Genomic DNA, 24,277 nt, shown 5'->3' with positions numbered 1-24,277 from the left:
GCGGGGGCCGCCCTCAGAAGCTGGTCCGGGGCCCGACCCGGAGACACCGCTCGCCGGGGCGGGCCCGGTCGCGCCAAAGCCATGGCGCGAACCCGATATCGAACCCTTCACCTATCCGGAACCCCTACGCGCCATGCCCCGCCGTCGCTCCCTGTTCCGCCGGCTGCTCGGCTGGTTCTTCAAGGGTATCGCCGCCTTCGTCGTCGTTTCGATACTGATGGTGGTGTTGTTCCGCTTCGTGCCGCCGCCGGTGACTCTCACCATGCTCGGCGATGCGTTGAGCGGTCATGGCATCACCAAGGCGTGGATGCCGATCTCCCGGATCGACCCCAACATGGCCCGCGCGGCAATCGCCGGCGAGGATTCGCGCTTCTGCTCGCACCACGGCTTCGACATCGCGGCAATCGAAAAGGCCTATCAGCGCAACGAGCGTGGTGGTCGCATCCGCGGTGGCTCCACGATCAGCCAGCAGACAGCGAAAAACGTCTTCCTGATTCAGGGCGGCGGCTATCCGCGCAAGGCGCTCGAAGCCTATTTCACCGTGCTGATCGAGACGATCTGGGGAAAGCGGCGGATCATGGAGGTCTATCTCAACGTCGCGGAGACGGGCATCGGCACCTACGGCGTCAATGCCGGCTCGATCCGCTATTTCGGCCATGACGCATCGCATCTCAGCCCCTCGGAGGCAGGCCGAATCGCCGCCGTCCTGCCGCTGCCCAAGAAGCGCGCCGTCATCGCGCCGCAAGGCTTCACCCGCCGCCACGGCAACGTCCTCACCAAAAGGGTGAGCGTCGTCCGTAACGACGGGCTGGATGGGTGCCTGCGCTAGACGGTCAGGGCTGGGCCGCTTTCTGGGCTGCGTCGCCGGCCTTTTGCGCGCCGTCGCCGACATCCTTGGCCGCCTGGGTAACCGCATCGGTCCTGCGATTGTCGTTGGCGCTCTGGTTGAAAAGATAGAAGGCGCCGATGATGACGGCGACCAGCAGAACGAGCCCGATGAGAAGCCCCGCGCCGCTCCCGCGGCGTTCGATCACGGTGGTGTGCGGCGTCTCGGTTACTTCGTCGACCATGTGATCCTCCTGTTTTGCTCGCCACGAAACGAGAGGATGGCGCGGATTGTTCCGCTGCGGCCTTTCTTCAGAAGGGCAGCTTGAACCCAGGCGGCAGCGGCAAGCCACTCGTCATCTTGGACATTTCGGCGTTGGACGCCGCATCCGCCTTGGCCTTGGCGTCGTTGAAGGCAGCGACGATCAGATCCTCGAGCATCTGCTTCTCGCTCGCCGCGAGCAGCGATTCATCGATATCGACGCCGATGATACGGCCCTTGGCCGATGCCTTCACCTTCACAAGCCCGCCACCGGCCGCGCCCTCGACTTCGATCTGGTCGAGACCCGCCTGCGCCTTGGTCAGCTCGGCCTGGACGTTCTGCGCCATCGCCATGATGTCTTCGAGGTTCTTCATGCTGTGCTCCGTTGTCCTGTCCAGCTTTCGAGTTCAGCCTCGGGGAAAGCGGCAAAGGCCGCCTTCACCACCGGCGTTTCGAGAATCGCGGCGCGTTCCGCCAGTTGCTCGGCCTCGCGCTGTTCGCGCAAGGTCGGCTCGCCGAGCACGTCCTCGGCTGAAACGCGCCAGATGCGTCCGGTGATCCGCTTGAGCTCGGTCGTCAAGGTGCGGACCAGATCGACCGGCAGCGGCCGGGAAGAGCTCAGCACCAACTCGGGCGGTGCGTACCGAACGAGCCGCGCGCTGTTGGTCAGTTGCGCCGCCAGCGCATGCTCGCCCTTGTCGTCGAGCATGCCGATCAGGGAGGTGAAACTGGCGGGCAGGCTGGCCTCGACCGGCGTGCCCGCCGCCCGCGCCGGGCTCGCGACTGAAGGGGCGGCAGGTGGCGCACCGTTCGCGATCATCCGTGCCAGTTCGCCCGGATCCGGCAGGGTCGAGGCATGGATCAGCCGCAACAGCACCATCTCGCAGGCCTCGATCGGCAGCGCGGCGCGGGCGACCTCCTCATGGCCCTTGAGCAGTAGCTGCCACAGCCGGTGGAGCGACGCGAAGGACAGCGACGCGGCCCAGCCAGCGAGCGCCTCGCGCTCCTCGACTGCCTGGCCCAGGTCGGGCGCAGTGCCGAGCTTGGCGAGCGTGGTGGCATGGACCGTCTCCAGCAGCGCGCGTAACACGCCCTGCGGATCGACGCCGAGATCATATTGCCGCCTGAGCGCGGCGAGCGCGCCCTGCCCATCGCCCGCAAGCACCAGCCCGAACAGATCGCGGACCGCACCGCGATCCGACAGGCCAAGCATGTCGCGCACCGTTGCGGCCCGCACGCCGCCACCCTCGATTCCGGCATGCGCGATCGCCTGGTCGAGGATCGACAGCCCGTCCCGCGCCGACCCTTCAGCGGCCCGCGCGATCAGCGCCAGCGCTTCGGGCTCGGCCCCGACGCCCTCGGCCTCGGACACGAACGCGAAATGCGCGGCAAGCTTCTCGGCCGGGATGCGGCGAAGGTCGAATCGCTGGCAGCGCGACAGCACCGTCACCGGTACCTTGTTCACCTCAGTGGTCGCGAACAGGAACTTCACATGCGCCGGCGGCTCCTCGAGCGTCTTCAACAGCGCGTTGAAGGCGTTCTTGGAGAGCATATGAACTTCGTCGATGATATAGATCTTGAACCGCGCCGAGACCGCCGAATAGCGCGAGGCATCAATGATCTCGCGGACATCGTCGACGCCGGTATGGCTCGCCGCGTCCATTTCGATCACATCGATATGGCGCCCTTCGGCAATCGCCCGGCACGGCTCGCAGACGCCGCAGGGATCGATCGTCGGCCCGCCATTGCCGTCAGGCCCGATGCAGTTGAGCGCCTTGGCGATCAGCCGCGCGGTCGAGGTCTTGCCCACCCCGCGCACGCCCGTCAGCAGAAAGGCATGCGCAAGCCGCCCGCGCTTGATCGCATTGGCCAGCGTGGTGACCATCGCATCCTGGCCGATCAGCTCGGCAAAGGTCTGCGGGCGATATTTGCGGGCGAGAACGCGATAGACCCCAGAGTCACTTGGGGCCTTGGCAGGCTGGGGCGGTTCACCGAGATCGAAGGAGGAGTCGGACATTGCCGACCGACTTAGTCACTCCCCCGCCCGGACGCCAGCGCGGCGGTGAGCCACTCGACGAATTGCGATGGAAGCTGGTGGGAGCCGGAACGACCCGTGGCGAAATCGTTGCGGCTGCTTCCTTCCGGATCTGACCGGGTTGGCGACGACCACGTCCGCCCGACTCCCGCGTGCCATATGGCGAGGCCGGGCGGCGTGATCAAGCCCGTCCTACCAGCGGACCGTCCGGCAGATGCGCACGCGGTGATGATGGCGCCATTCCATCTTGCACACACGACGCGTGTGATGACGGTCGCGCCAGCCGTGATGGCGGTCGTTCCGCATCGTGTCGTGGCGCTCGCCATCGGTCCGCACCGTGGTTGTCGTCCTGACGACCTTGTCATGCCGCTCATGGGTCTGCATCTGCGCGCTCGCGGCGGCGGGCGCTATCGCCGCAACGGCGACGAGACCTGCCGAGATCAGCGTGAACAGTTTCATGGTATCTTCTCCTGCGTGCCACGACGGCACGGGAGCGTAATGATCAGCGGCCCTGCATGTTCCGCGCTTCGCCGGGAATTCGGACGGTCAATCCGTCCAGCGCCGCGTCTAGCCAGATCTGGCAGGCGAGCCGACTGGTCCGGGTCGCGCCTGCGGCGAGATCGAGCATGTCCTCTTCATTTTCGCTGGCCGGCGGCAACCGCTCGAAATCAGCGGCATCGACGATGACATGGCAGGTCGAGCAGGCCATCTGACCCTCGCAGGTGCCCTCGAGCGGCTGGCCATTGGCCTGGGCGATGTCGAGCAACCGGTCGCCGGGCTTCGCTTCGACCTCGCTGACCGCGCCATCAGCGCCAATGAAGCGCACCAGCATCAGGCAGCAATCCGCTGAGCAGCGGCGGCGGCCATGATGCGGTCGATCCCCGAGGCGATCTCGGCCTCGGTCGTATAGCGCCCGAATCCGAGCCGGATGCTGCTCCGCGCTTGCGCATCGCTCAGCCCGAGCGCGCGCAGCACATGGCTCGGCCGCCCCGATCCGCTCGCACAGGCCGATCCCGCGGAGAAGGCGATATCCCGAAGATCTGACATCAGCCGGTTCACATCCAGCCCGTCGCGGCGGATATTGAGATTGCCATGATAGCGATGCTCGACCGAGCCGTTGATCGTCCATGCGTCTCCCAGCATGTCGATCGCCAGTCCCCAGAGCTCCTCGACATGCGCTGCGTCATCCTCCCGATAGTCGGCGGCGAGGCGTGCCGCCGCGCCGAAACCGGCACATAATGCCGGCGAGAGCGTGCCGGACCGCCCGGCCGCCTCCTGACCGCCACCATGGAGCAACGGCGCGATCGACAGGCCGTCGCGGATCCACAAGGCGCCGATGCCCTTGGGTCCATGAATCTTGTGCGCAGAAAGGGCAATCAGATCGCAGTTTCCGGGAACATCGATACGCCCATAACCCTGCACCGCGTCGCACAGGAACAAGGCGCCGGCTTCGTGCGCCAGGTCCGCGAGCGCCTCGATGGGCTGGATCACGCCGATCTCGTTGTTGACCAGCATCGCCGCCACCAGCGCGGTTCCCCGCGCGATTGCGGCCCTGGCGATAGCGAGATCGACCAACCCGTCAGGGCCGACCGGCATGATCGTCACCGCCCTGCCCGCGTCCGCCAGCGCTTCGACGGTGTCGAGCGTCGCCGCATGCTCGGTCGCGAGCGTCACGATCCCGCCGGGGTCCACCCCTTTGATCGCCCAGTTGATCGCCTCGGTCGCGCCGCTGGTGAAGCTTGCCGAACCGCCCCGCGGCAGCAACGCCGCCACCGCATCGCGCGCAACCTCGACCGCCGCCTTCGCCGCCCGCCCGGGGCCGTGCGCCGAATGCGGGTTGGCATGCTGGTTCTCGAGCCAGGGCAGCATCGCGGCCAGCGCCTCGGGCGCGAGCGGGGTCGTCGCCTGGTAATCGAGATAGATCATGCAGCGAACGCCCGTGCCGAGCGTGAAATCGTCCGCCATTCGGCAACGAAGCGGTCGATGTCCGCGGCATCGGTCGCACGGCCGAAGCTGACGCGCACCACTTCACGCGAGGCATCTATGCCCCAGCCCATCGCGCCGAGGACATGGCTCGGCTTCATGCTGCCCGAGGAACAGGCGCTGCCCGCCGAAACCGCGATTCCGGCCATATCGAATCGGATCAGCTGAGTCGTCGCGGCAAGGCCGCGCATCCGGTATGCGCCGATCGCCGGATGCCGCACCACGCCGGTCGCGACGATCTCGCCGCCGGAGCGGGCGATCGAGTCGTCGAGCCGCGCCCGAAGCGCTTGCATCGCAGCGATATCTTCCGGGATTTCGAGCGCGGCCGCGAAGCCGAGCGCGCCCGGCAGATTCTCGGTCCCGGGCCGATAGCCCCGCTCCTGCCCGCCCGTCGGCATCAGGCTGCCGAGGTCGCGCACCAGCAGAGCCCCGATCCCCGGCGGCCCGCCGCGCTTGTGTGCCGAGATCGCGACGAAATCGGCATGGTCGGCGACATCGGAATCAGCGCCGGCCGGCATCTGCGCCGCGTCGACGAGGAACAGCCCGCCGGCCGCACGGATCTGCGCAGCCAATGCAGCGATCGGCTGCCGCACGCCGGTTTCGCTGTTCGCCCATTGGATCGCGACGAGCGGTCGCCCCGGGGCGGCCAGCGCCTCTTCAAGCGCCTGGCCGTCGACCACACCCGCGGAATCGACCGGCAGGATTGTCGCGTCGACCGCCGCGCGAATCACCGAATCATGCTCGACCGCCGAGATCAGGCAGCGCGCCGCGATCGAGCGGGTGAGCGCGATGCCGAGCGATTCGCTTGCGCCGCTGGTCAGGATCACCTCGCCTTGCCATCCATAGGCGGCAGCGATTCGCGCCCGCGCTTCCTCGAGTGCCGCGCGCGCCGCGCGGCCCTCCGCATGCGGCGATGACGGGTTCGCCCAGCCTGCCATTCCAGCTGCCACAGCAGCCGCTGCGGCAGGCAGGATCGGCGTCGTTGCGGCATGGTCGAGATAGAGGCGGTCAGGCAGTGGAGCGGTTCCAATTGCGAAAAGGGGCAGGTCACCTATATAGCGCGCACATTCCTGCGCTCCACCCGAGCGCACCATTATGTCAGCAGGTCAAATGCCCGAAGTCATTTTCCCCGGCCCCGAAGGCCGTCTCGAAGGCCGTTTCGCTCCTGCGCCGCGGCCGCGCGCACCGGTCGCGATGATCCTCCACCCGCATCCCACCGCGGGCGGCACGATGAACAACCGCATCGTGCAGGAACTCTACAAGACCTTCCAGCGCCGCGGCTTCGCCACCTTGCGCTTCAATTTCCGCGGCGTCGGCAAGAGCCAGGGCACCTTCGACAATGGCGTCGGCGAGCTTTCCGACGCGGCGAGCGCACTCGACTGGGTACAGAGCTTCCACCCCGAAGCCTCGACCACCTGGATCGCCGGCGTCAGCTTCGGTGCGTGGATCGGCATGCAGCTGCTGATGCGCCGCCCCGAGATTCGCGGCTTCATTTCGATCGCGCCGCCCGCCAACATGTATGATTTCACCTTCCTGGCGCCATGCCCGGCAAGCGGAATCATCATCCAGGGCGAGGCCGACGAGGTGGTGACGCCGCTCGCGACCCAGAAGCTGGTCGACAAGCTGCGGACGCAGAAGCACATCACGATCCACCACGACACGATCCCCAAGGCGAACCATTTCTTCGAGCATGAGATGCCCGAGTTGATGGGCAGTGTGGACAAGTATCTCGACATGCGGCTCGACCCGAACTCGCCGATCCGGTGAGATAGCTTGTTCCGTCGCCCGGACTTGTTCCGGGGGACATCGTGGCGGACCGCAAATCGCTCGCGATAGACAGAAATTTGGATGATTGCGCTCGGTCGGCTTTGGCCCGCAGAAAATTCCGCCTGAAATAGGCGATGTGTTATTTGATGATGCGGGGCGAAAGGCCTCGAACATTGATAGGACTATCGATACGAATTTTAAATGCGTTGTGTTCACCGATGGAGGTAACTGTATATGTACCTCCAGCTATATTGAGACTTTGCCCAACACCGGAAAAGCACTGATCATTCTGAGCCAGCTTTTGATCCGTGTCTGCAGCAGCAATAGCCATGTGAAGGCAAACAGAGCCTCCATGCGAGACGTTCCAAGCGGCAAGTACTTGCAATTGCGCGCGCGTCGGAAATTTCTCATTATAAACAGGCTTAAGAACAACAGAATTAGTTGCACCAACGCCATTTCTATACCTTCCCATTCCAGATTCAGGATCCGTTATTGCTAACAGACCCTTGAAATCGGCAATCATTATTTTAGCATCTATCGAATTCCCATTCTCATCCGCCCGCAAGCAAAATACATAATCAAATCCCGAAATGTGTTCGTCTGCTGATCCGAGTTTTGTTCCAGTCGACTTTTCGTCAAAGCGCCAGGTACAATACCAGTTACCAGTGCCGCCATCCATTTTTACCAAAAGGCTGTTTTTGGATAGCCAAACTCTGTTGCCTTCGATCAGGTCCCGATCGACGGCATAAAGGGCCTGCGGCATAAGCGGGGCCGAATCGACTACGCCGTCCTTTCCCTCAAAAACCACCTCGGTAGAAGGCGCAATTTGCGACTTCGCATCCCAGGTGGCGTAAGGGTCGCGTTTGCGTACGGTCCATGGCCGTGAAACGCCCGGAAGTTGGATCGGGAAAAATGTAACCGCCTGACCGCTATGCGCTTCGGCTAAACCGCCAAAACCCGCCATCGCCAAAACCAGAACCAGAACCAGACCGTATCTCTTCACCCCAACGCCCCCCGTTTGGCGGCCGTCCGTTTTGCGTCGGCCGACCGATTTATACCGCCCATAAGCTTGGGGCCAAGCTGGTTCAGTGGCAGCAACATACATTGCCGGCCGCTCATTTTCGAACAATCAGGACCTTATAAAGTCCAGATCACCACATTGGCGATCAGCACCACTGCCATCACCAGCATCAGCGCACCCTTCTTCACGTCGCGCTGCTTTACGATCAGCACGCCGCCGCCGATCAAGCAGGCAAACGCCGCAAGCATTGCGATCGCGGGCGCAGCTCCCTCGAGCCCAGCCAGTGCCGGCGTCATGCTTCGACCCCCGCCAGCACGGCGCCATAAGCGGCAAGATCGACATTGCCGCCCGACAGGATGACGAGCGTCCCAGCCGTCGCATCGACCTTGCCGGCCAGCACCGCGGCCAGCGCCACCGCGCCGCCCGGCTCAACCACGAGCCGCAGTCGCTCCGCCGCCCAGCGTTGCGCCGTGCGAATCTCGGCCTCGCTGACCGCAACCCCCTGCACGCCGCGCCGCGACAGCACGTCGAAGGTCAAGGGCGAGACACGCTGAGTCTGGAGCGCATCGCAGGCCGTCGGCGGCGGGTTGTCGCCGACCGGCTCGATCCACCCGGCTTCGAGCGAACGGCGCATATCGTCCCACCCTTCGGGCTCGACGACGGTGATCATCGCATCGCGCAGGCCGAGGGTGATACCCGCCGCCAGTCCGCCGCCACCGCACGGCACGACGACATTCACCGCCGGGCCGAGCCCCATCGCCTCCATCTGCGCCTCCGCCTCGAGGCCCGCACTGCCCTGCCCCTCGATGATCCAGGGATCGTCGAAGCTCGGCACCAGCACCGCGCCCCGCGCTTCGGCAAGCTGTGCCGCGATGGCTTCACGGCTCTGAGACGCGCGGTCATAGCTGACAATCTCGGCGCCGAGCGCGAGTGTCCCCTCCCGCTTCGATTTAGGGGCATCGGCCGGCATCACGATCACCGCCGGCATGCCCAGCCTCTTCGCCGCCCAGGCCACCCCTTGCGCATGATTACCCGAGGAAAAGGCGACCACGCCCTTTCCCCGCAATTCGCTGTCGATCGCGGTGAGCCGGTGCCACGCACCGCGCAGCTTGAAGGCGCCGACCGGCTGCAGCGACTCCGCCTTGAAAGCCACTGGAATCCCTCGAATTTCCGTAACGAACAACGGCGACGACGGCAGGATTGCGGCAATCTTTGCGGCGGCATCCCGCACTCCGGCTCGTGTAGGCTGTCGCACAAATGTCACATCAAATCTCCGTGGGTCCAATTCCGCTTTACATCCGCGAATGTCGACCCTATTTCGCGCTTCCCGCTGCCCCATGGGACTTCCAACCGCAAGGCAGCTTTCGTCCGCCGTCAGGCACTTGGAGGTCCCTTGAGTTGCACAAGCATCATAGCGCGCTGGGGTTAGCGACCACCCTTTCGAACGCCGCTCGCGGCATCGATATCGCTAAGCACGGACCGGTTCAGCCGGTAACGCTCATTCGTCCGCACGCAGCGTCGCGTGCAGCCCGATTCTTCGTCGAGAAGTTTCCGGGCCGCTCGATGTATGCGGTGAAGGCGAATCCGTCTCCGGCTCTCCTGCAGATCCTGTGGGAAAGCGGCATCACGCATTACGACGTCGCCTCGATCGCCGAGGTTCGGCTCGTCGCGCGGACACTGCCTGGAGCGACCCTGTGCTTCATGCACCCGGTCAAGGCCGAGGAAGCGATCGAGGAGGCCTATTTCACGCACGGCGTCCGTGTCTTCTCGCTCGATTCGATAGAGGAACTGGAGAAGATCGTCCGCGCCACCCGCGAAGCGCAGGATCTCACGCTCTGCGTCCGCCTGCGCGTCTCGTCCGAACATTCGAAGCTCAGCCTCGCCTCGAAGTTCGGTGCGGCGCCCGGCGAGACCAAGGCACTGCTGTTCGCGGCCCGCCAGGCCGCCGATGCGCTCGGCATCTGCTTCCATGTCGGCAGCCAGGCGATGACGCCCGAAGCCTATGCCAATGCGATGGAGCGCGTCCGCGCTGCGATCGTCGAGGCGGCGGTCACGGTCGACGTGATCGATGTCGGCGGCGGCTTTCCATCGACCTATCCGGGCATGGAGCCCCCGCCGCTCGATCGCTATTTCGAGACGATCGGCCGCGCCTTCGAAAGCCTGCCGGTCAGCTATTCGTCCGAGCTCTGGTGCGAGCCGGGCCGTGCGCTGTGCGCCGAATACAGCTCGCTGGTCGTGCGCGTCGAGCGGCGCCGCGGGAACGAGCTGTATATCAATGACGGCGCCTATGGCGCGCTGTTCGATGCGGCGCATATCGGCTGGCGCTTCCCGGTCGAGCTGCTCCGCGAGCCCGACAGCCATGCCCGCGATATGGAGTTCAGCTTCTACGGCCCGACCTGTGACGACATGGATCATATGGCCGGCCCGTTCCTGCTGCCCGCCGATACGCGTGCCGGCGACTATATCGAGATCGGCATGCTCGGCGCCTATGGCTGCGCGATGCGGACTGCGTTCAACGGCTTCGGATCGGACGAGACGGTTGTCGTCGCCGACGAGCCGATGGCGTCTCTGTACACGACAGACGAGCGCGAGGTCGCGTCGAACGTCGTCACGCTGTAACCAGTAGCCACTACCGCTCTTCTTCCTCCCCTCCCGCTTGCGGGAGGGGTTGGGGGAGGGCTTGTATTATTCGGGGGAAGTTGGCGACATGACCTCCCCTGGCCCCTCCCGCAAGCGGGAGGGGAAAAGAGGAGCAACCAATGACCAACCCGATCAACGACACCCGCAAGGCCGAACTGCTCTCGACCAAGGTCGAGCATATCGACATCACCAAGTTCGACGCGCGCCCGATCGTCGATGCGATGGCGAAGATGAGCTTCACCAGCCGCGATCTCGGCCGCGCGACCAGCATCTACAACCAGATGCTCGCCGATCCCGATTGCACGATCTTCCTCGTCATCGCCGGATCGACCTCCGCGGGTGGGTGCATGGATCTCTATGCCGAGCTGCTGCGCAACAACATGGTCGACGGCATCGTCGCGACCGGCGCCTCGATCGTCGACATGGATTTCTTCGAAGGGCTCGGCCACAAACATTATCAGGCGCTCGAAGTGCCTGATGACGACACGCTGCGCTCGCTGCTGATCGACCGGATCTACGATACCTATATCGACGAGGAGCAGCTCCAGGACTGCGACCACACGATCTACGAGATCGCCAACAGCCTCGAAGCCAAGCCCTATTCGAGCCGCGCCTTCATCCGCGAGATGGGCAAATATCTCGTCGAGCATGGCAAGAAGGACAACAGCCTGGTCAAGCTCGCCTATGAGCATGACGTGCCGATCTTCTGCCCCGCGTTCGTCGACAGCTCGGCGGGCTTCGGCCTCGTCAAGCACCAGGTCGACCGCGCCAAGGAGGGCAAACCCTATATGGTGCTCGACGCGATCGCCGATTTCCGCGAGCTCACCGACATCAAGATCAAGGCCGGCACGACGGGCTTGCTGATGATCGGGGGGGGCGTGCCGAAGAACTTCATCCAGGACACCGTCGTCTGCGCCGAGATCCTGGGGCATGACGATGTCCAGGTACATAAATATGCAGTGCAGATCACCGTCGCCGATGTACGCGACGGCGCCTGCTCCTCCTCTACGCTGCAGGAGGCAGCGAGCTGGGGCAAGGTCAACACGGGCATCGAGCAGATGGTGTTCGCCGAGGCCGGCTCGGTGATGCCGTTGCTGGCCAGCGATGCCTATCATCGCGGTCTCTGGAAGGGTCGGCCCAAGCGCCGCTGGGGTGCCAGCTTCGACTGACCCAGTTAGGTTGCAAATCCGTACCGATTAAGGCAGCTTCCCTCCGATAACAAAAGGGGAGCTGCCTGAAATGACCGACCATAGCCCGATCCTCGCGCCGATCGTTGCGCTCATCGCCTGGAGCCTCGTGATGTGGGTGTGGATGTATGCCACGCGCATCCCGGCGATGAACGCGGCCAAGATCGACACCATGAACCTTGTCGGCGGTAGCGGTGCCGACCTGAAAGCGGTCATCCCGCCCAAGGCGCAATGGCCGGCCGACAATTACAATCACCTGATGGAGCAGCCGACGCTGTTCTACGCGGTTGCGCTGGTGCTCGCGATGCTCGGTTCCGGGGGCGGGCTCAACCTGACCATAGCCTGGGCCTATGTCGGCCTGCGCGTTGTCCACAGCATCGTCCAGGCGACGGTGAATCGGGTGATCGTCCGCTTCGCGATCTTCATGCTCGCGACTTTGTGCCTCGTCGCGCTGACGGTGCATGCGGCGATGCAGGTCTTCTGACCGGTCAGCCGAACAGGCGGGCCATCGATCGTTCAAGCATGATCAATTGCCACAGCGTCCGGCCGTGCTCGGCGCGGCCGGCGCGGTGGTCGGCAGCGAGGCGCTCGATCGCATGGGGATCGAACCAGCCGGTCTCGGCCAGGAGGCGAGACCGGGCGAGGCCGGCCGCTTCATCCGCAAGCGGGCCGCGGAACCAGGCGCTGATCGGGGTGACGAAGCCCATTTTGGGCCGGTAGAGGATGTCGCGCGGCAGATAGCGCTCCATCGCCTTCTTCATCAGCCATTTGCCCTGCCCGCGCCTCAACCGCATCGACACAGGCAAGGTGGCCGCGAATTCCACGAGGCGATAGTCGAGCAAGGGCTCGCGCGCCTCGAGGCTCACCGCCATGCTGGTGCGATCCGCCTTGGTCAGGATGTCGCCGGGCAGCCAATGCTGGAAATCGGCATATTGCGCGCGGTCGAGCGCATCCCGCGCGGGCGCGTCGCGCATGCTCCGGACATAGCGATCCTCGGCGCGATATCCGCCAAGCGCATGGCGCGCCTCGGTAGTGAAGAGCATCGCGCGGAGGGCGGGAGTGGTGACCCCGACCGACCGGGCATAGGCTTCGGCGCCATCCTCGGCGAGCGCAAGCAGGGTCGTCTTCGCGCGCAACGGGCGCGGCGCCCAGTCGGCCTTTGGATAACAGCGCCCGAGCGTCCCGAACACGCCGGAACGGATCGACGCCGGCAACAGGCCCCGCACCCGCTCCTCGGCTGCCTGGAATTTATAGCGGCGATAGCCCGCAAAGGCTTCGTCCGCGCCGTCGCCGGACAAGGCGACCGTGACATTCTCGCGCGCCAGTTCGCAGACCCGGTAGGTGGCCAGCGCCGAGGCATCGGCAAAGGGTTCGTCAAAGGCGGTGACGAGGGTATCGATCAGCGAGAAATCATCGGCGGCAACGACGCGCTCGCGATGCTCGGTGGCGAACCGCTTGGCGATCTCGGTCGCGTAAGCGCGCTCGTCCAGGCCAGCCTCCTCGAAGCCGATCGTGCAGGTCTTGACCGCGCGCTTCGATGCCTCGGCCATGAACGCGACAACCGCCGAACTATCGACGCCACCCGACAGGAACGCACCCAGCGGCACGTCGGCGACCATCCGCGAGGTGACCGCATCGCGAAGCCGCGCGACGAGCTCCTCTTCAAGCGCCTTGACCGAGCCCGTCGCGCGGCGCGAGAAATCGACGTCCCACCAGCGACCCGGCGCCGGCACCGGCTTGCCGCGCTCGATCAGCATCGAATGGCCGGCGGGCAGCTTCTTCACCCCGGCAACGAGGCAGGCATCATCGGGCACATAGCCGAACGCCATATAATCCTCGACCGCGCGGATGTCGGGCGTCCGGCGCAGCAGCGGGTGCGCAAGCAGGCCCTTGAGCTCCGAGGCGAAGGCCAGGCCGCCATCGGACAGCTCGACATAATGAAGCGGTTTCACGCCCAGCCGGTCGCGGGCGAGGAACAGGCATTGCCGTCGCGCATCATGAAGCGCGAAGGCGAACATCCCGTTCAGCCGATCGAGCATCGCCGGCCCCCAGGCCGCCCATCCATGGAGCAGCACCTCGGTGTCGCCTTTGGTGGCGAACACCGCGCCAAGCGCCTGCAGCTCGGTTCTCAGTTCGGCGAAATTATAGATCTCGCCATTATAGGTGACGGTCAGCGCGCCGTCACGACTCGCCATGGGTTGAGGGCTGCCGGCAACATCGATGATCGACAGCCGGCGATGCCCGAGCCCGATCCCGGGCGCCGTCCAGACGCCCGACCCGTCAGGCCCACGATGCGCCTGCGCATCCGCCATCGCAGTGATGCGCGCCGGGTCGACGGGCTTGGGTGTGGCGGGATAGAAAATCCCCGCGATGCCGCACATGTCGCTTAAACCACCGTTCGTCCTGAGCTCGCCAAAGGACTGCTCTTTCTCGCGCCGCTAGACAGAAAGAACGGTGCTTCGACAAGCGCAGGACAGACGGAAATCATCAACGCAGTCCGGCGCTATGATCCGCCAGCCGGTCGATCGGTCCGAGCGCCTGCAGGAAATGCTCGATCGCCACCCGCGGATCGCGGCCCGGCAGGACCTCGGCCGAGACGTGCACCGCGACCCCCCGCTGCAACCCACCGAGCAGCTTTGCTTTCAACGTCTCCAGCTTCACCACCCTGTCGTCATGCGTGACCAGATTGCCGATCCGGTACCAGGTCACGATGTCGCGTTCGACCGGCCCCGGCGCCGTCACCCGCATCACGCCACCGCCGGCGATATCGGGCAGATCGTTCACCCGCACCCACACATCATCCTCGCGGAGCGCTCCGACGCCGAACGAGACCAGCTCCTTGCCCTCATGCTGGCTGCCATAGACCGCGATGGCGAGATCGACGGCATCACCCTGCCCATTTTCATAGCGCCCGATCAGATGATGATCCGCGCCCGGATAATTTGGCGACCAGGGTGCGCGCACGCTCATCGGCGCGCGGTGCCAGCCCGGCACCTCGGGAAGCGTGATCAATGTCGGAAGCGGTTCCACGCGGCCGGCGATTGCCGCCGACCATGTCGGAAACAAGGCCGCCACCGCGAGCGTCAGCGCCGCCGCGACGAACAGGTCGATTCGCCGCTTCGGCTGAACCTGGAGCTGTTCCGGATCGAACACCGGGGCATCGGGCGCGCGGTCAAACCAGCGCCAGCCGATCGCCAGCACCGCGGCCATCACCAGCCCGAAGAAAATCCAGCCATAGACGATATGGTCGATCCCCGTCGCCCGCTCGACCGAGGTGAGATATGCCGCATAGATCGTCCCGAAGGCGCGCAGGCCGTTCGCGATCACCGGTACGATCAGCGCGACGACCATGAAGATCGCGCGGCGCCACCACGAAACGAAACAGACATTGGCGACCAGCGCGCCATAGGCGATCATCGCAATCACGAATTTCGCGCCCGAACACGCTTCGGCGACCTCGAAATAGCCGTTCGGAATGGTGATCAGCACGCCGTTCACCTGGGCGGGCACGCCGAAGAGATGAAGCAGCGGCATGATCATGCCGACGGTGACGGTCTGGAGCGGCGCCTCGAGGCCCTCGCCAAAGGGCACCAGGAAAAAGGCATAGCAAAGCGGGAAAAGCAGCCCCCGCGCAACATTCGGCCCGAGAATCGTCACCACCGCACCCTGCAGCATCATCACCAGCCCGAGATGCCTTGCCAGCGCAACGCCGGCGGCGTCGCCGAGCAGCCAGCCGAAACCGCCAAGCGCGACGAGCGCGAGCCCGGGCCACCACGCGACCGGCCTGACCTGCGCCAGCTCGGCGCGGCGCTGCCACACAAGCCAGGCGATGACGGGGGTGATGAACAGGCAATGCCCAAAGGTCGTGCTCGTCCACCATATTGCCGCGAGGCCGGCCATATCGTTACGGAACAGCAGCAGCAGCGCGACCGTGACCGCGCCGAGCACCGCCAGATGGCGCCTCCACGCCGCGCCGAAACCGCGCGCTCCTGTCCCGGCGGTGAACGCTGCCGCCGGAACGGCGATCGTCACGCCGCCGACTTTCGCGGCGGCGCCTTCACCCTGATGCCGAGGATCGAATCGAGCGGCGCAAGGCACGCATTCCAGCTGTAACGGCGCTGCACCTGTGCCCGGGCTTCCTGGCCCATTGCCGCAGCCCGCGCCGGATCGTCGAGCAACGCGACGACCGCCTCGGCGATCTCGCCGACCGTCTCGCCGACGCTGATCGTGCCGGCATGATCGATTCCCTGCGCGGCCGCAGCTGACGCGACCACCGGGCGGGCCATCGCCATTGCCTCGAGCACCTTGTTCTGCACGCCGCGCGCGAGCTTCAGCGGCGCGACGACCACCGACGCCGCCGCAACCCAGCCGCGCACATCGGCAACCTCGCCGGTCACGATAACGCCCTTGTGCTTCGCCAGCGCCTTCACTGCTTCGGTCGGATTGCGCCCCACGATCGCGAAGCGCGCCAATGGATAGCGCACCTGGATATGCGGCAGGATCGTCTCGACGAACCAGGTGACGCCCTCGATATTCGGGCGGTAATCCATCTGCCCGGTAAAGACGATCAGCGCGCCGGTGGTGTCGATCCGCTTGAACTGGGCGGTGGGATCGAAAAAGACGGTGTCGATCCCGTTCTCGACGACATGGACCCGCTCGGCGCCGGTCCTCGAGCGGAAGAGAGCGGCTTCGGCCTCGCTGACGAACAGGCTTGCATCGGCACGATTGGCGACTGACCGCTCATGGCTGAGCAGCATCCTGGCCTCGCGCTTCAGGAACCAGGCCATCGGTCCGGTCGCCGTCTTTGCGTAGGATTCGAACTTTGCCGAATCCATGTCGCAGAAATCCATGATCACCCGCTGGCGCGGGCGCGCCGGCAGATATTGCGCCATCTGGCTCGAAAAGACGTAGATCGTGTCGATCGAGTGCCGGGCGAGGATATTGTCGACCGCTTCGCGCAGCGGTTTGTTCTCGAACGCGGTCAGCGACACCGGCTTGCGACCGAAAAATGCCTCCACTGCGGCGACCGCACGCGGCTTGGAGCGCCAGATGATCGAGCGATTGCCGGTCAGCTTCGACAGGCCGTCCTTGCGCTTCATGTCGCGCGTGTCGTCGGCAAAGGCGATCAGATGGACGCGTTTGCGCTCAGCGAGAAACTTCAGGACGTGGAAGCCGCGGATCTTGTCGCCGCGATCGGGCGGATAGGGCACGCGATGCGCCAGGAAAAGAATGTCCCCCATCAGCCAAGTCCTCGGGAAATATGCGGCCCAATCTGGTTTGCGACCCACAGCGGCAGCTTTTTCCAGGCTTCGACCTTGAACCGATAGCGCGGGTTCAACGGATTGATTTCTCGCGGCTTCTCCCCAGCGGCGACGCGTTTGGCATATAGGAGCGGGACGGGCGGGAAACCCCAGTTCTTCTTGAACGCGGCAGCCCCGGTTCCCGCTTTCGACCGCCCGAAATCGAAACGCGTGCAGCCTTTTTCCCGGGCATGAGTCATCAGCGCGAAATACATCCGGTCATTGGCGCGCAGCGCGCGCGCAGCGGCGGTGCCGCCGCCCCAATAAGGGAAGACAGTGCCGTTCATGTACAGGCTCAGCACGCTCGCCACAGCCACTCCTTGCCGCCGAACGGTCGTGATATCCGCTGAGTCATCAAATTCACGTAAAACAGCCCGAAACAATTTCGCCGGGAAGACGGGCGTTCCCAGATTGCGCACTGACTCGGCATAGACGGCATAATGCGCACGCGCGTCGTCCTCATGACGCCCGGTCGAGACCTCGAGATCAATTTCCAGCGCCTTGCGAACCTCGGCACGCTGCTTGCGCGGAATCGCTGCAAGCTCCTCCTCGTCGGAACCGGCAAGCGGCCGGCTGAAGCCGAGATAGCTGTGATCGTCGCCGATCCATTCAGGCCCGTCGCCACCGACGCCGCGCAGCTCGAGCGTCGGACAACCAAGCTTCTCCGCCAGCGCCCAGGCGGCATCGGCAAGTGGCTGCACCAGGGCGGCGTCATCGGCAAGGACGCCCCCGCCGACCGCGAACCCGTTCGAGACGAGCGCCCGGCCGAACAGAGGCGACCGGATTTCGGTCAGCGGCACCATCCCGGCGAGCGACCCGTCGGCGCGCTCGGCGACCAGCGTGTGGCTCTTCTGGCCGCAACCCTCGGCCACCGCCACGCTCCACGCGGGCAAATGAAAGGGCGTGCCCTGGGGATGCGCGCGTACATAGGCATCGAGCCGCGCGCGCTCGCCCGGATCGCGAAGGTCGGCCGCGCGCAACGCAAATGGCTGCGAGATCATCGACATGTTCACGAGGCGCGCCGCTCCAGGTCGGCACCGGGATTCTTCCGTCGCGAAGGAGCGTCGAGCCCCATCCCTGCCCTCACCTCGGTCACCACCGCATCCATCCTGCCCCAGTCATGGCGCTCGATCAGGGTGCGAAGCTTCCCGGCCATCGCGCCGAGCCGCGTATAATGGCGCAGCTTCGAGCGCAGCGGCGCGTTGGCGACGCGCGGCTGATCGGGGTCTATTTCCCAGGGGTGGAAATAGAACACGGCCGGCTGGCCCTGACCCGACGCCTGCCTGATCGAGAAATTGGTGAGCGCGGCCGGGATGATCCGGAAAAAGCCGCCGCCGGTAGCCACGCGCCGCCCGGCAATTTCCGCCACCGTCACCGGCACCTCGATCAGGCCCGAGCCGGCGACCGGCCGGAACGCGAAGCGCGGCGCCTCGGGCCAGCCATAATGGTCGTGGTGAAGCGGCGCGACGCTCGACGAATATTCATAGCCCGCCTCGGCGAGAACCGGATGCGCCCAGGGCGTGCGCTTGTCGATCGAGAAGCTCGGCGCGCGATATCCCGTCACCGCGACGCCGGCCGCATCCTCGAGCGTCGCCCGCGTGCGCGCGATATCGTCGCGGAAGGTCGCCGCATCCATCGTGAACACCCGGGCATGGTCCCAGCCATGGCTCGCGATCTCATGCCCCTGATCGACGATCCGCCGGATCAGCGCGGGAAACCGGTGCGCGACCCAGCCGAGCGTGAAGAAAGTCGCCTTGACGCCGCTTTCGCCGAAGAGATCGAGCACTGCATCGGTGTTGCGCTCGACCCGCGGCGCAAGGCCATCCCAATCGGCCCGGTCGATCACCTTTTCGAAGGCGCCGACCTGGAACCAGTCCTCGATATCGACCGACAGGGCATTGCGCATGGCCGCCGCCTACCGGCTCGCAGCGCGAATCGAGGCGAGATCGGGCTGCTGGTCATTCTCGACCCAATCGACCAGCAAGGTCAGCACGCGGCGGAGCGCCGCATCCTGCTCGTCGATCCGCGACTCGAGCGCTGCGATGCGGGCTGAGAGCCTGGCATCGCTGGCAATATCGGCATTGGGCCTGTGGGCATTGGGCCTGTCGACACTGGCTTTATGCGCGCTGCGCCGGTCGGAACCGGAACGCCTCTCCGGTCTGAGTCTGTCCGCCTCGTCGAATGCGGGCGCTTCGGGAAAGGCGCGGATCGGCAGCGGCTCATTGAGCGGAGCGGCTACCGAGATCGGCATCGGCGCGGTGGGTTCGGTGATCGCCACCGGCTTCGGCATCGGCGGCGCGGTGGGTTCGGTGATCGCCACTGGCTTCGGCATCGGCGAGTCCCCGGCGATATCCGCGATCACCGCCGCGACGGCACGCACGTCGATCGTGTCGAGCTGTTCGATCGCGCCGAACAGCAGCACCCGCCCGGCAAGCTGATTGAGCCGCCGCGGAATGCCGTCCGATCCGGTGTAGAGCGCCGCATAGGCATCGGCCGTAAAGTCTGGCCGCCCCTGCCAGCCGACCACCGAAAGGCGGTGGCGCATATAGGGCTCGACCTCTTCAGCACCCATCGGATCGAGATGGTGCATCGCGATCACGCGCTGGCGGAGCTGCTCCAGCCGCTCCGAGCCATGCAGCCGTTCGCGGAACTCGGGCTGGCCGAGCAGGAAAATCTGCAGCAGCGCATGGCCGCCCGCCTGGAAATTGGAGAGCATGCGCAGCTCTTCGAGCGCTGAAACCGGCAGCGCCTGCGCCTCGTCGACGATCAGCAAGGTCCGCCGGCCCGCCCGTGCCATGGCATGAAGGGCGCGCTCGATCGCGACGAGCAGCTGCGACTTCGTCATGCCCGCTGAATCGACCTCGAGCCCGCCGGCGACGATCCGCAACAGGTCCTCGGCCTCGATCTGGGTCGAGACGATCTTGATGACATGGAGCCGCTCGCGATCGACCGTCGCCATCAGGTGGCCGACAAGCGTGGTCTTGCCGGCGCCGACATCGCCGGTGATGACGATGAAGCCCTCGCCCTGCGCAAGGCCATAGCCGAGATAGGCCATCGCCTTGCGGTGCGTGGCGGTATCGAACCAGAAACGCGGATCGGGCGTCAGCTGGAACGGTCTGCCGCTCAATCCATAATGATCGTCGTACATCGTCACCGTCCTGGCGCCGGCCCTTCGGCCCGACGCGTTTCAGAATTGATAGCGCATCCCGAGCTCGGCCGATCCGGAAACCTGATCGTCAGAACCTTTCTGGCTGAACTGATAGACCCCCACTGACGCCGTCGTCCCGATCCGTCCAAAATTATGATAGTAAAGCCCGGTCGCCCCCGTGCTGAAGACAGCCGATGCCCCGGCGATTCCGCTCTTGTAGTAGTTGGCGAACAGGTCGCCCGAGACGCCCGAATTGCGGTCGATCGCCGCCGAGACGAACGCCTGGCCGTAATAGCTCTCGTCCGTGACGCCGTTGATCACATAGCCTGTGCCGCCCGGCGCGTAGAAGCGCCGATTGGCATAGCCGCCGCCAACCCCGAAGCTGAGCGCGCCGCGATTGGCCGCAAGCACCGCATCGACGCCGCGTGCGCGGTAGCTCGAGGTCGAGATCGACTGGAATACCCCGTTCAGGCATCCGCCGGCCGCGCTCCCCGACGTGCCATAGGTGCATCCGGTGAATTGCTGCCCAAAGGCGTCGCGCTGGTCGATGAAGCTGGTCGGCAGGCTGGCGATGCCGTCGCGCAACTGGCGGCCGAACGTGTCGACGCTGTCATAGACGCCGATCTGAATCCCGAGCGACCGGGACGCTGCATAGCTGAACGAGCCGGTATAGGTCATGCCGCCATAGCGCTTGCCGACCCGTGCCTGAAGCGTGGTTCGGGACGAAGGCCGCCAGATCACGCCGGCATCGTAGATCAGGCCATCGGTATCGTAGGCGATGCGGCGCGGCGAGTTCGGGTCTGTCTTGAATCGACCCTTGCCATCCACGACCGGATCGCCGTTCCCGTCGAGCAGCGCGTCCTTCTGGGTGACCGTGATCTTCTCATAGCCCGCGCCAGCGGTCAGCGCGAGCGTCCGGGTCACCGGCAGGACGACATCGCCGCGTGCATATTTGCCCTCGTAACGCTGCGACAATTGGCTCGCATCGTCTCGTTCATAGGCGCCGCTCACCGTCACGCCGACCGGCAGCACCGTGCCGGCCTTGGTGCCGATGGTCGCCTGCGCGACATGGCTGGTCGAATGGTCGAACACATCGAGCTTCGGGCTGCCCGCCGGAACATTGGTCGCGCCCGGCGCTTCGGCCTTGGTGTAGCCGAAACGATAGCTCGCGCCGACGCTGACCGGGCCGACATGAGTCGACAGGGTCGGGCCGGCATAGGCCGAATAGACTTGCGAGATATTGTCGACATTCCCAGCCAGCACGCCGGGCGCGGCGCCCCGGATATCGGAGCGCGCCCGGGTCGCGAGGGCGCCACCTTCTAGGCTGAAGCCCGGCGTTACCCTCACTGCCGCCCGCGCCAGGCCGCTATGGACGGTATCGTCGCCGACCTTCTTGTCCCACGAGATCCTGCGCTCGTAGCGATAGCTGAGCTGGACCTGGGTCCGCTTCGTCTGGATCGACGCATCGATCCCGGCGGCGACGGTCGAATAGGTCAGCACGTCGCCGGTCTGGAAATCGGAGGTCAGCACCTGGCCGATCTCGATATAGGGCGCGATCGACTTGTGGCGGTCATGGCTGTCGGCAAAGGCAGGCGACGCGACCAGTGCGGCGACGAGCCCGGCGATGATGAGGGGCGCGCGGCTCATTCCGTGTCCTCCTGGCCGTAATAGCTGCCGAAGCGCCGGCCCCCGGGCGCGAACGACACCGCGTTCAGCACCAGCTGGATATGGTCGCAGCCCTCGAGCAGCGCGACCGCCTCGCGAAGATCGCCCTCGCTGGTGCGGTCGGCACGGACGACGAGCATCACCTGCCCGGCATGATTGGCCAGCACCGAAGCAGGCGTGGCCGCGAGCGCCGGCGGCGAATCGAAGATCAGCAGCCGTTTCGGATCGGCAGCGAGCAGCGCGGCGATGATCTCACCTGTCCGCCTGCTCGCCAGCAATTCAGTGTCGGTGTTCGATTTGGTCCCGGCCGGCAACAGGCTGAGTTGCGGAATGTCGGTCGCGACGACGCACGCCTCGATATCGATCGTCGGATCGGCAAGCGCGTCGAGCAACCCGGGGCCGTCGTTCAGCCCGAGCCGCTTCATCACATCGGGCTTGGCGAAATCGGCATCGATCAGCAGCACGTCGATATCGCGCTCGGCCGCCATCGCGATGGCGAGATTGACCGCGCAATAGGTCTTGCCGTCATTCGGCCTGGCCGAGCAGACCAGGATGGTCCGCGAGCGATCGCCATCCACTTTCTTCACCACCCGGGCGGTCTGGACAAGCTGGCGCTTCACCTGGCGGAATTCCTCGACCAGCGCGCCGATCGGCGCCCCGGGCACGAGCAGGCCCTTTTCGGCAAGCATCCCGCGGTCGATCGAGGCAAGCCCGCTTTCCCGCTCGAGGCGGGGACGCGGGAGGGGAGCCTCTTCGTGCGCCGGACCGCGGATCGGCTTTGGCGCCGGCAGCGTCGAGTCGGGTTCCTCCGGCATCGGTACCGGCTGCGCCTGCGGCGCGCGGGGCGGTGCGCCGAAATCATAGAGATCAGCGGCGCGCTCGAGCAGCGAGCCCTTCATCTTGCGGGGAGTCATATCGGTCATGCCGCCAATCCCCGCTGCAGCATCTCGACGCCGAGCAGCGCAACCCAGGCGATCGCCAGCGCGCCGGCGCCCCCGGCAAAATAGGCAAGCTTGCGGCGCCGCGCGGCGATCTGCGCGCTGGTCACCATCTCGCCGATCGAACCGATCACCGGCATCCCGGTCGCACGCTCGAGGCGCCCGGCGGTCGCGAAGGTGGTCTGCACCTGGCCCATCAGGAACGCGGCACCGATCCCTGCCAGCGCAGCAGCCAGCAACACGCCGGTCAGCAGCAAGGGCCGGTTCGGCGCGGTCGGCACGCGTGGCGCGGTCGGCGGGTCGATCACGCTGAACTTGATCGAATCGGTCTGGGTCTGGGCCTGGCCGCGCAGCTTGATCGCCTCGCGGTCGGCGAGCAGCTTGCTGTACTGGTCTTTCAGCACCTGATAGTCGTTCTCGATCTTCGACTGCTCGGCCGCGACCGCCGGATCGCCGGCAAGCTTGGCGTTGATCTGGTCTAGGTCCGACTGGAGCTGGGTCTTGCGCGACATCAGCGCGGCGACGGTCGCCTGCTTATCGGCCTGCATCGACTTCAGCGACAGATAGAGCGGGTTGTTCGCCCCGCCGCCGGCGCTGACCGGCTCGTTGCGCGCCGCTGCCTGCGCCGCCGCCATCTGGCTCTTCAGCGCGACCACATCGGGATGGTTCTCGGTAAAGCCCCGCGCCCGCGCCTCGGCGAGCTGGCCCTGGATCGCTGCGAGCCGGGCCCGGGCCGGTCCTGCCGCACCCGTCGCGCCGCCGCCTGCGACCGTGGCCGGGGTTCCCGCCATCTGGCCGTTGAGTGCAGCGACGCTTGATTGAGCAGCGGCGAGATCGCTGTCGATCTGCGCCATTTGCGAGCGGACGGCGCCCATCCGGTCATTCAGGGAACCAGTGCCCGGCAGGGAGCCGAGATAGCGATTCTGGAAATCGGTGCGCTTGGCCTCGGCGTCCTGAAGCTGCTTCTGGCGCGCTTCGAGCTGCGAATCGAGAAAGCCGAGCGACTGGGTCGTCTCGTCGCGGTCGCCGGCGAGATTCTGCTCGACGAACAGGTCGATCAGTTTCTGGACGACCTGGCGCGCCACCTTGGGGCTCGAACCGGTCACCACGATCTCGAACAGATTGTCCTGCTGCGCGGTGATCTTGATCGCCTTTTGCAGCCCGGCGACGCGGTCCGCGACATCGGCCGGGCTCGAGATCGAGTTGGCGAGATCGGTACCGCGCACGACCTTTTCCAGGTTCACTGCGGAGGTGAGCGTCTGGCGGATCGTGTCGACGTCCTTCTGCTGGTCGGCCGGACTGATGCCGACGGCATTGGGCAGGATCGTCTGCATCTGGACGAAGACCCGCGCCCGCGATTCATAGCTGTTGGGGATCTGCGACACGAACAGCCAGCCGACGATCGCGATCGCCCAGGCGACCGCAAGCGCAAGCCAGCGTCGCGTCCAGATTGCGTGGATCGCAACCCTGATCTCGTCGTAAAGGCCGTTCATCCGCCCGGCCGCC

General features: G+C 65.5%; 24 protein-coding genes and 1 other RNA gene. 5 read left to right on the top strand and 20 right to left on the bottom strand.

What is annotated here, in order from left to right; translation table 11 throughout:
- Window positions 1–133 precede the first annotated feature (133 nt).
- A complete protein-coding gene (gene mtgA / locus ABD050_RS04300) occupies window positions 134–829 on the top strand; it encodes a monofunctional biosynthetic peptidoglycan transglycosylase (RefSeq protein WP_343888085.1) in 696 nt (231 codons plus the stop codon).
- 4 nt (window positions 830–833) lie between these two features.
- Here the strand turns inward: mtgA and ABD050_RS04295 are convergent, their stop codons facing one another.
- The 8 genes from ABD050_RS04295 to ABD050_RS04260 form a co-directional block, all read right to left on the bottom strand.
- Complete coding sequence (locus tag ABD050_RS04295) at window positions 834–1,070, bottom strand: hypothetical protein (RefSeq protein ID WP_343887953.1); 237 nt, start codon at window positions 1,068–1,070, stop codon at window positions 834–836.
- A gap of 67 nt (window positions 1,071–1,137) precedes the next feature.
- The gene (locus ABD050_RS04290; protein WP_343887952.1) at window positions 1,138–1,461 is read right to left on the bottom strand and encodes a YbaB/EbfC family nucleoid-associated protein; all 324 of its coding nucleotides are present in this window, start codon (window positions 1,459–1,461) and stop codon (window positions 1,138–1,140) included.
- Complete coding sequence (locus ABD050_RS04285; RefSeq protein ID WP_343887951.1) at window positions 1,458–3,104, bottom strand: DNA polymerase III subunit gamma/tau; 1,647 nt, start codon at window positions 3,102–3,104, stop codon at window positions 1,458–1,460. The genes ABD050_RS04290 and ABD050_RS04285 overlap by 4 nt, the downstream gene beginning before the upstream one ends.
- Window positions 3,105–3,177: 73 nt before the next feature.
- Window positions 3,178–3,275, bottom strand: an RNA gene (gene ffs / locus ABD050_RS04280) — signal recognition particle sRNA small type.
- Between the two features lie 39 nt (window positions 3,276–3,314).
- Window positions 3,315–3,581, bottom strand: coding sequence for a hypothetical protein (locus tag ABD050_RS04275; protein ID WP_343887950.1), 267 nt, complete (start codon window positions 3,579–3,581; stop codon window positions 3,315–3,317).
- A gap of 43 nt (window positions 3,582–3,624) precedes the next feature.
- On the bottom strand, window positions 3,625–3,957 hold the full coding sequence (locus ABD050_RS04270) for a 2Fe-2S iron-sulfur cluster-binding protein (RefSeq protein WP_343888083.1): 333 nt from the start codon (window positions 3,955–3,957) through the stop codon (window positions 3,625–3,627).
- On the bottom strand, window positions 3,954–5,048 hold the full coding sequence (locus tag ABD050_RS04265) for a cysteine desulfurase family protein (protein WP_343888082.1): 1,095 nt from the start codon (window positions 5,046–5,048) through the stop codon (window positions 3,954–3,956). Before ABD050_RS04265 ends, ABD050_RS04270 begins: the two co-directional genes overlap by 4 nt.
- Window positions 5,045–6,121, bottom strand: coding sequence for a cysteine desulfurase family protein (locus ABD050_RS04260; RefSeq protein WP_343888081.1), 1,077 nt, complete (start codon window positions 6,119–6,121; stop codon window positions 5,045–5,047). The genes ABD050_RS04265 and ABD050_RS04260 overlap by 4 nt, the downstream gene beginning before the upstream one ends.
- Window positions 6,122–6,215: 94 nt before the next feature.
- Here ABD050_RS04260 and ABD050_RS04255 point away from each other — a divergent pair, with 94 nt between their 5' ends.
- Window positions 6,216–6,872: an alpha/beta hydrolase gene (locus tag ABD050_RS04255; protein WP_343887949.1), complete on the top strand. Its 657-nt coding sequence runs from the start codon at window positions 6,216–6,218 to the stop codon at window positions 6,870–6,872.
- 139 nt (window positions 6,873–7,011) lie between these two features.
- Here the strand turns inward: ABD050_RS04255 and ABD050_RS04250 are convergent, their stop codons facing one another.
- Genes ABD050_RS04250 through ABD050_RS04240 form a run of 3 tightly spaced genes read right to left on the bottom strand, consistent with a single transcriptional unit; the run spans window position 7,012 to window position 9,124 of the window.
- Entirely contained in the window at window positions 7,012–8,001 is a 990-nt protein-coding gene (locus tag ABD050_RS04250; RefSeq protein WP_343887948.1) for a hypothetical protein, read from the bottom strand.
- Between the two features lie 8 nt (window positions 8,002–8,009).
- Window positions 8,010–8,189: a hypothetical protein gene (locus ABD050_RS04245; protein WP_343887947.1), complete on the bottom strand. Its 180-nt coding sequence runs from the start codon at window positions 8,187–8,189 to the stop codon at window positions 8,010–8,012.
- On the bottom strand, window positions 8,186–9,124 hold the full coding sequence (locus ABD050_RS04240) for a threonine ammonia-lyase (protein ID WP_343887946.1): 939 nt from the start codon (window positions 9,122–9,124) through the stop codon (window positions 8,186–8,188). The genes ABD050_RS04245 and ABD050_RS04240 overlap by 4 nt, the downstream gene beginning before the upstream one ends.
- A 167-nt stretch (window positions 9,125–9,291) precedes the next feature.
- On the opposite strand from ABD050_RS04240, the gene ABD050_RS04235 reads away from it, so the two are divergent.
- From ABD050_RS04235 to ABD050_RS04225, 3 genes are all read left to right on the top strand, one after another.
- Entirely contained in the window at window positions 9,292–10,512 is a 1,221-nt protein-coding gene (locus tag ABD050_RS04235; protein ID WP_343887945.1) for a type III PLP-dependent enzyme, read from the top strand.
- 140 nt (window positions 10,513–10,652) lie between these two features.
- Window positions 10,653–11,702, top strand: a complete 1,050-nt coding sequence (locus ABD050_RS04230; protein WP_343887944.1) for a 1,9-bis(guanidino)-5-aza-nonane synthase — start codon at window positions 10,653–10,655, stop codon at window positions 11,700–11,702.
- 70 nt (window positions 11,703–11,772) lie between these two features.
- The gene (locus ABD050_RS04225; protein ID WP_343887943.1) at window positions 11,773–12,204 is read left to right on the top strand and encodes an MAPEG family protein; all 432 of its coding nucleotides are present in this window, start codon (window positions 11,773–11,775) and stop codon (window positions 12,202–12,204) included.
- A 4-nt stretch (window positions 12,205–12,208) separates the two neighbouring features.
- On the opposite strand, the gene ABD050_RS04220 is transcribed toward ABD050_RS04225, so the two are convergent.
- The 9 genes from ABD050_RS04220 to ABD050_RS04180 form a co-directional block, all read right to left on the bottom strand.
- The gene (locus ABD050_RS04220) at window positions 12,209–14,101 is read right to left on the bottom strand and encodes an XrtA/PEP-CTERM system amidotransferase (protein WP_343887942.1); all 1,893 of its coding nucleotides are present in this window, start codon (window positions 14,099–14,101) and stop codon (window positions 12,209–12,211) included.
- 106 nt (window positions 14,102–14,207) lie between these two features.
- Complete coding sequence (gene xrtA, locus ABD050_RS04215; protein WP_343888080.1) at window positions 14,208–15,746, bottom strand: exosortase A; 1,539 nt, start codon at window positions 15,744–15,746, stop codon at window positions 14,208–14,210.
- 2 nt (window positions 15,747–15,748) lie between these two features.
- Complete coding sequence (locus ABD050_RS04210; protein ID WP_343887940.1) at window positions 15,749–16,960, bottom strand: TIGR03087 family PEP-CTERM/XrtA system glycosyltransferase; 1,212 nt, start codon at window positions 16,958–16,960, stop codon at window positions 15,749–15,751.
- Window positions 16,960–18,021: a FemAB family XrtA/PEP-CTERM system-associated protein gene (locus ABD050_RS04205; protein WP_343888079.1), complete on the bottom strand. Its 1,062-nt coding sequence runs from the start codon at window positions 18,019–18,021 to the stop codon at window positions 16,960–16,962. Before ABD050_RS04205 ends, ABD050_RS04210 begins: the two co-directional genes overlap by 1 nt.
- An 8-nt stretch (window positions 18,022–18,029) precedes the next feature.
- Window positions 18,030–18,926: an XrtA system polysaccharide deacetylase gene (locus ABD050_RS04200; protein WP_343887939.1), complete on the bottom strand. Its 897-nt coding sequence runs from the start codon at window positions 18,924–18,926 to the stop codon at window positions 18,030–18,032.
- Window positions 18,927–18,935: 9 nt separating this feature from the next.
- Window positions 18,936–20,168, bottom strand: coding sequence for an ExeA family protein (locus tag ABD050_RS04195; protein ID WP_343887937.1), 1,233 nt, complete (start codon window positions 20,166–20,168; stop codon window positions 18,936–18,938).
- 39 nt (window positions 20,169–20,207) lie between these two features.
- Window positions 20,208–21,815: a hypothetical protein gene (locus ABD050_RS04190; RefSeq protein WP_343887936.1), complete on the bottom strand. Its 1,608-nt coding sequence runs from the start codon at window positions 21,813–21,815 to the stop codon at window positions 20,208–20,210.
- On the bottom strand, window positions 21,812–22,756 hold the full coding sequence (locus ABD050_RS04185; protein ID WP_343887934.1) for an AAA family ATPase: 945 nt from the start codon (window positions 22,754–22,756) through the stop codon (window positions 21,812–21,814). Before ABD050_RS04185 ends, ABD050_RS04190 begins: the two co-directional genes overlap by 4 nt.
- On the bottom strand, window positions 22,753–24,264 hold the full coding sequence (locus tag ABD050_RS04180) for an XrtA system polysaccharide chain length determinant (RefSeq protein WP_343887933.1): 1,512 nt from the start codon (window positions 24,262–24,264) through the stop codon (window positions 22,753–22,755). The genes ABD050_RS04185 and ABD050_RS04180 overlap by 4 nt, the downstream gene beginning before the upstream one ends.
- Window positions 24,265–24,277: the final 13 nt, after the last annotated feature.

This window comes from Sphingomonas oligophenolica (assembly GCF_039522915.1).
Taxonomy (GTDB): domain Bacteria; phylum Pseudomonadota; class Alphaproteobacteria; order Sphingomonadales; family Sphingomonadaceae; genus Sphingomonas; species Sphingomonas oligophenolica.
This window is presented reverse-complemented; position numbering and strand designations above follow the sequence as displayed.

Coding starts and splice junctions, on each gene's coding strand:
- mtgA (WP_343888085.1), top strand. CDS start 134: ATGCCCCGCCGTCGCTCCCTGTTCCGCCGGCTGCTCGGCTGGTTCTTC.
- ABD050_RS04295 (WP_343887953.1), bottom strand. CDS start 1,070: ATGGTCGACGAAGTAACCGAGACGCCGCACACCACCGTGATCGAACGC.
- ABD050_RS04290 (WP_343887952.1), bottom strand. CDS start 1,461: ATGAAGAACCTCGAAGACATCATGGCGATGGCGCAGAACGTCCAGGCC.
- ABD050_RS04285 (WP_343887951.1), bottom strand. CDS start 3,104: ATGTCCGACTCCTCCTTCGATCTCGGTGAACCGCCCCAGCCTGCCAAG.
- ABD050_RS04275 (WP_343887950.1), bottom strand. CDS start 3,581: ATGAAACTGTTCACGCTGATCTCGGCAGGTCTCGTCGCCGTTGCGGCG.
- ABD050_RS04265 (WP_343888082.1), bottom strand. CDS start 5,048: ATGATCTATCTCGATTACCAGGCGACGACCCCGCTCGCGCCCGAGGCG.
- ABD050_RS04255 (WP_343887949.1), top strand. CDS start 6,216: ATGCCCGAAGTCATTTTCCCCGGCCCCGAAGGCCGTCTCGAAGGCCGT.
- ABD050_RS04245 (WP_343887947.1), bottom strand. CDS start 8,189: ATGACGCCGGCACTGGCTGGGCTCGAGGGAGCTGCGCCCGCGATCGCA.
- ABD050_RS04230 (WP_343887944.1), top strand. CDS start 10,653: ATGACCAACCCGATCAACGACACCCGCAAGGCCGAACTGCTCTCGACC.
- ABD050_RS04225 (WP_343887943.1), top strand. CDS start 11,773: ATGACCGACCATAGCCCGATCCTCGCGCCGATCGTTGCGCTCATCGCC.
- ABD050_RS04220 (WP_343887942.1), bottom strand. CDS start 14,101: ATGTGCGGCATCGCGGGGATTTTCTATCCCGCCACACCCAAGCCCGTC.
- ABD050_RS04210 (WP_343887940.1), bottom strand. CDS start 16,960: ATGGGGGACATTCTTTTCCTGGCGCATCGCGTGCCCTATCCGCCCGAT.
- ABD050_RS04205 (WP_343888079.1), bottom strand. CDS start 18,021: ATGATCTCGCAGCCATTTGCGTTGCGCGCGGCCGACCTTCGCGATCCG.
- ABD050_RS04200 (WP_343887939.1), bottom strand. CDS start 18,926: ATGCGCAATGCCCTGTCGGTCGATATCGAGGACTGGTTCCAGGTCGGC.
- ABD050_RS04195 (WP_343887937.1), bottom strand. CDS start 20,168: ATGTACGACGATCATTATGGATTGAGCGGCAGACCGTTCCAGCTGACG.
- ABD050_RS04190 (WP_343887936.1), bottom strand. CDS start 21,815: ATGAGCCGCGCGCCCCTCATCATCGCCGGGCTCGTCGCCGCACTGGTC.
- ABD050_RS04185 (WP_343887934.1), bottom strand. CDS start 22,756: ATGACCGATATGACTCCCCGCAAGATGAAGGGCTCGCTGCTCGAGCGC.
- ABD050_RS04180 (WP_343887933.1), bottom strand. CDS start 24,264: ATGAACGGCCTTTACGACGAGATCAGGGTTGCGATCCACGCAATCTGG.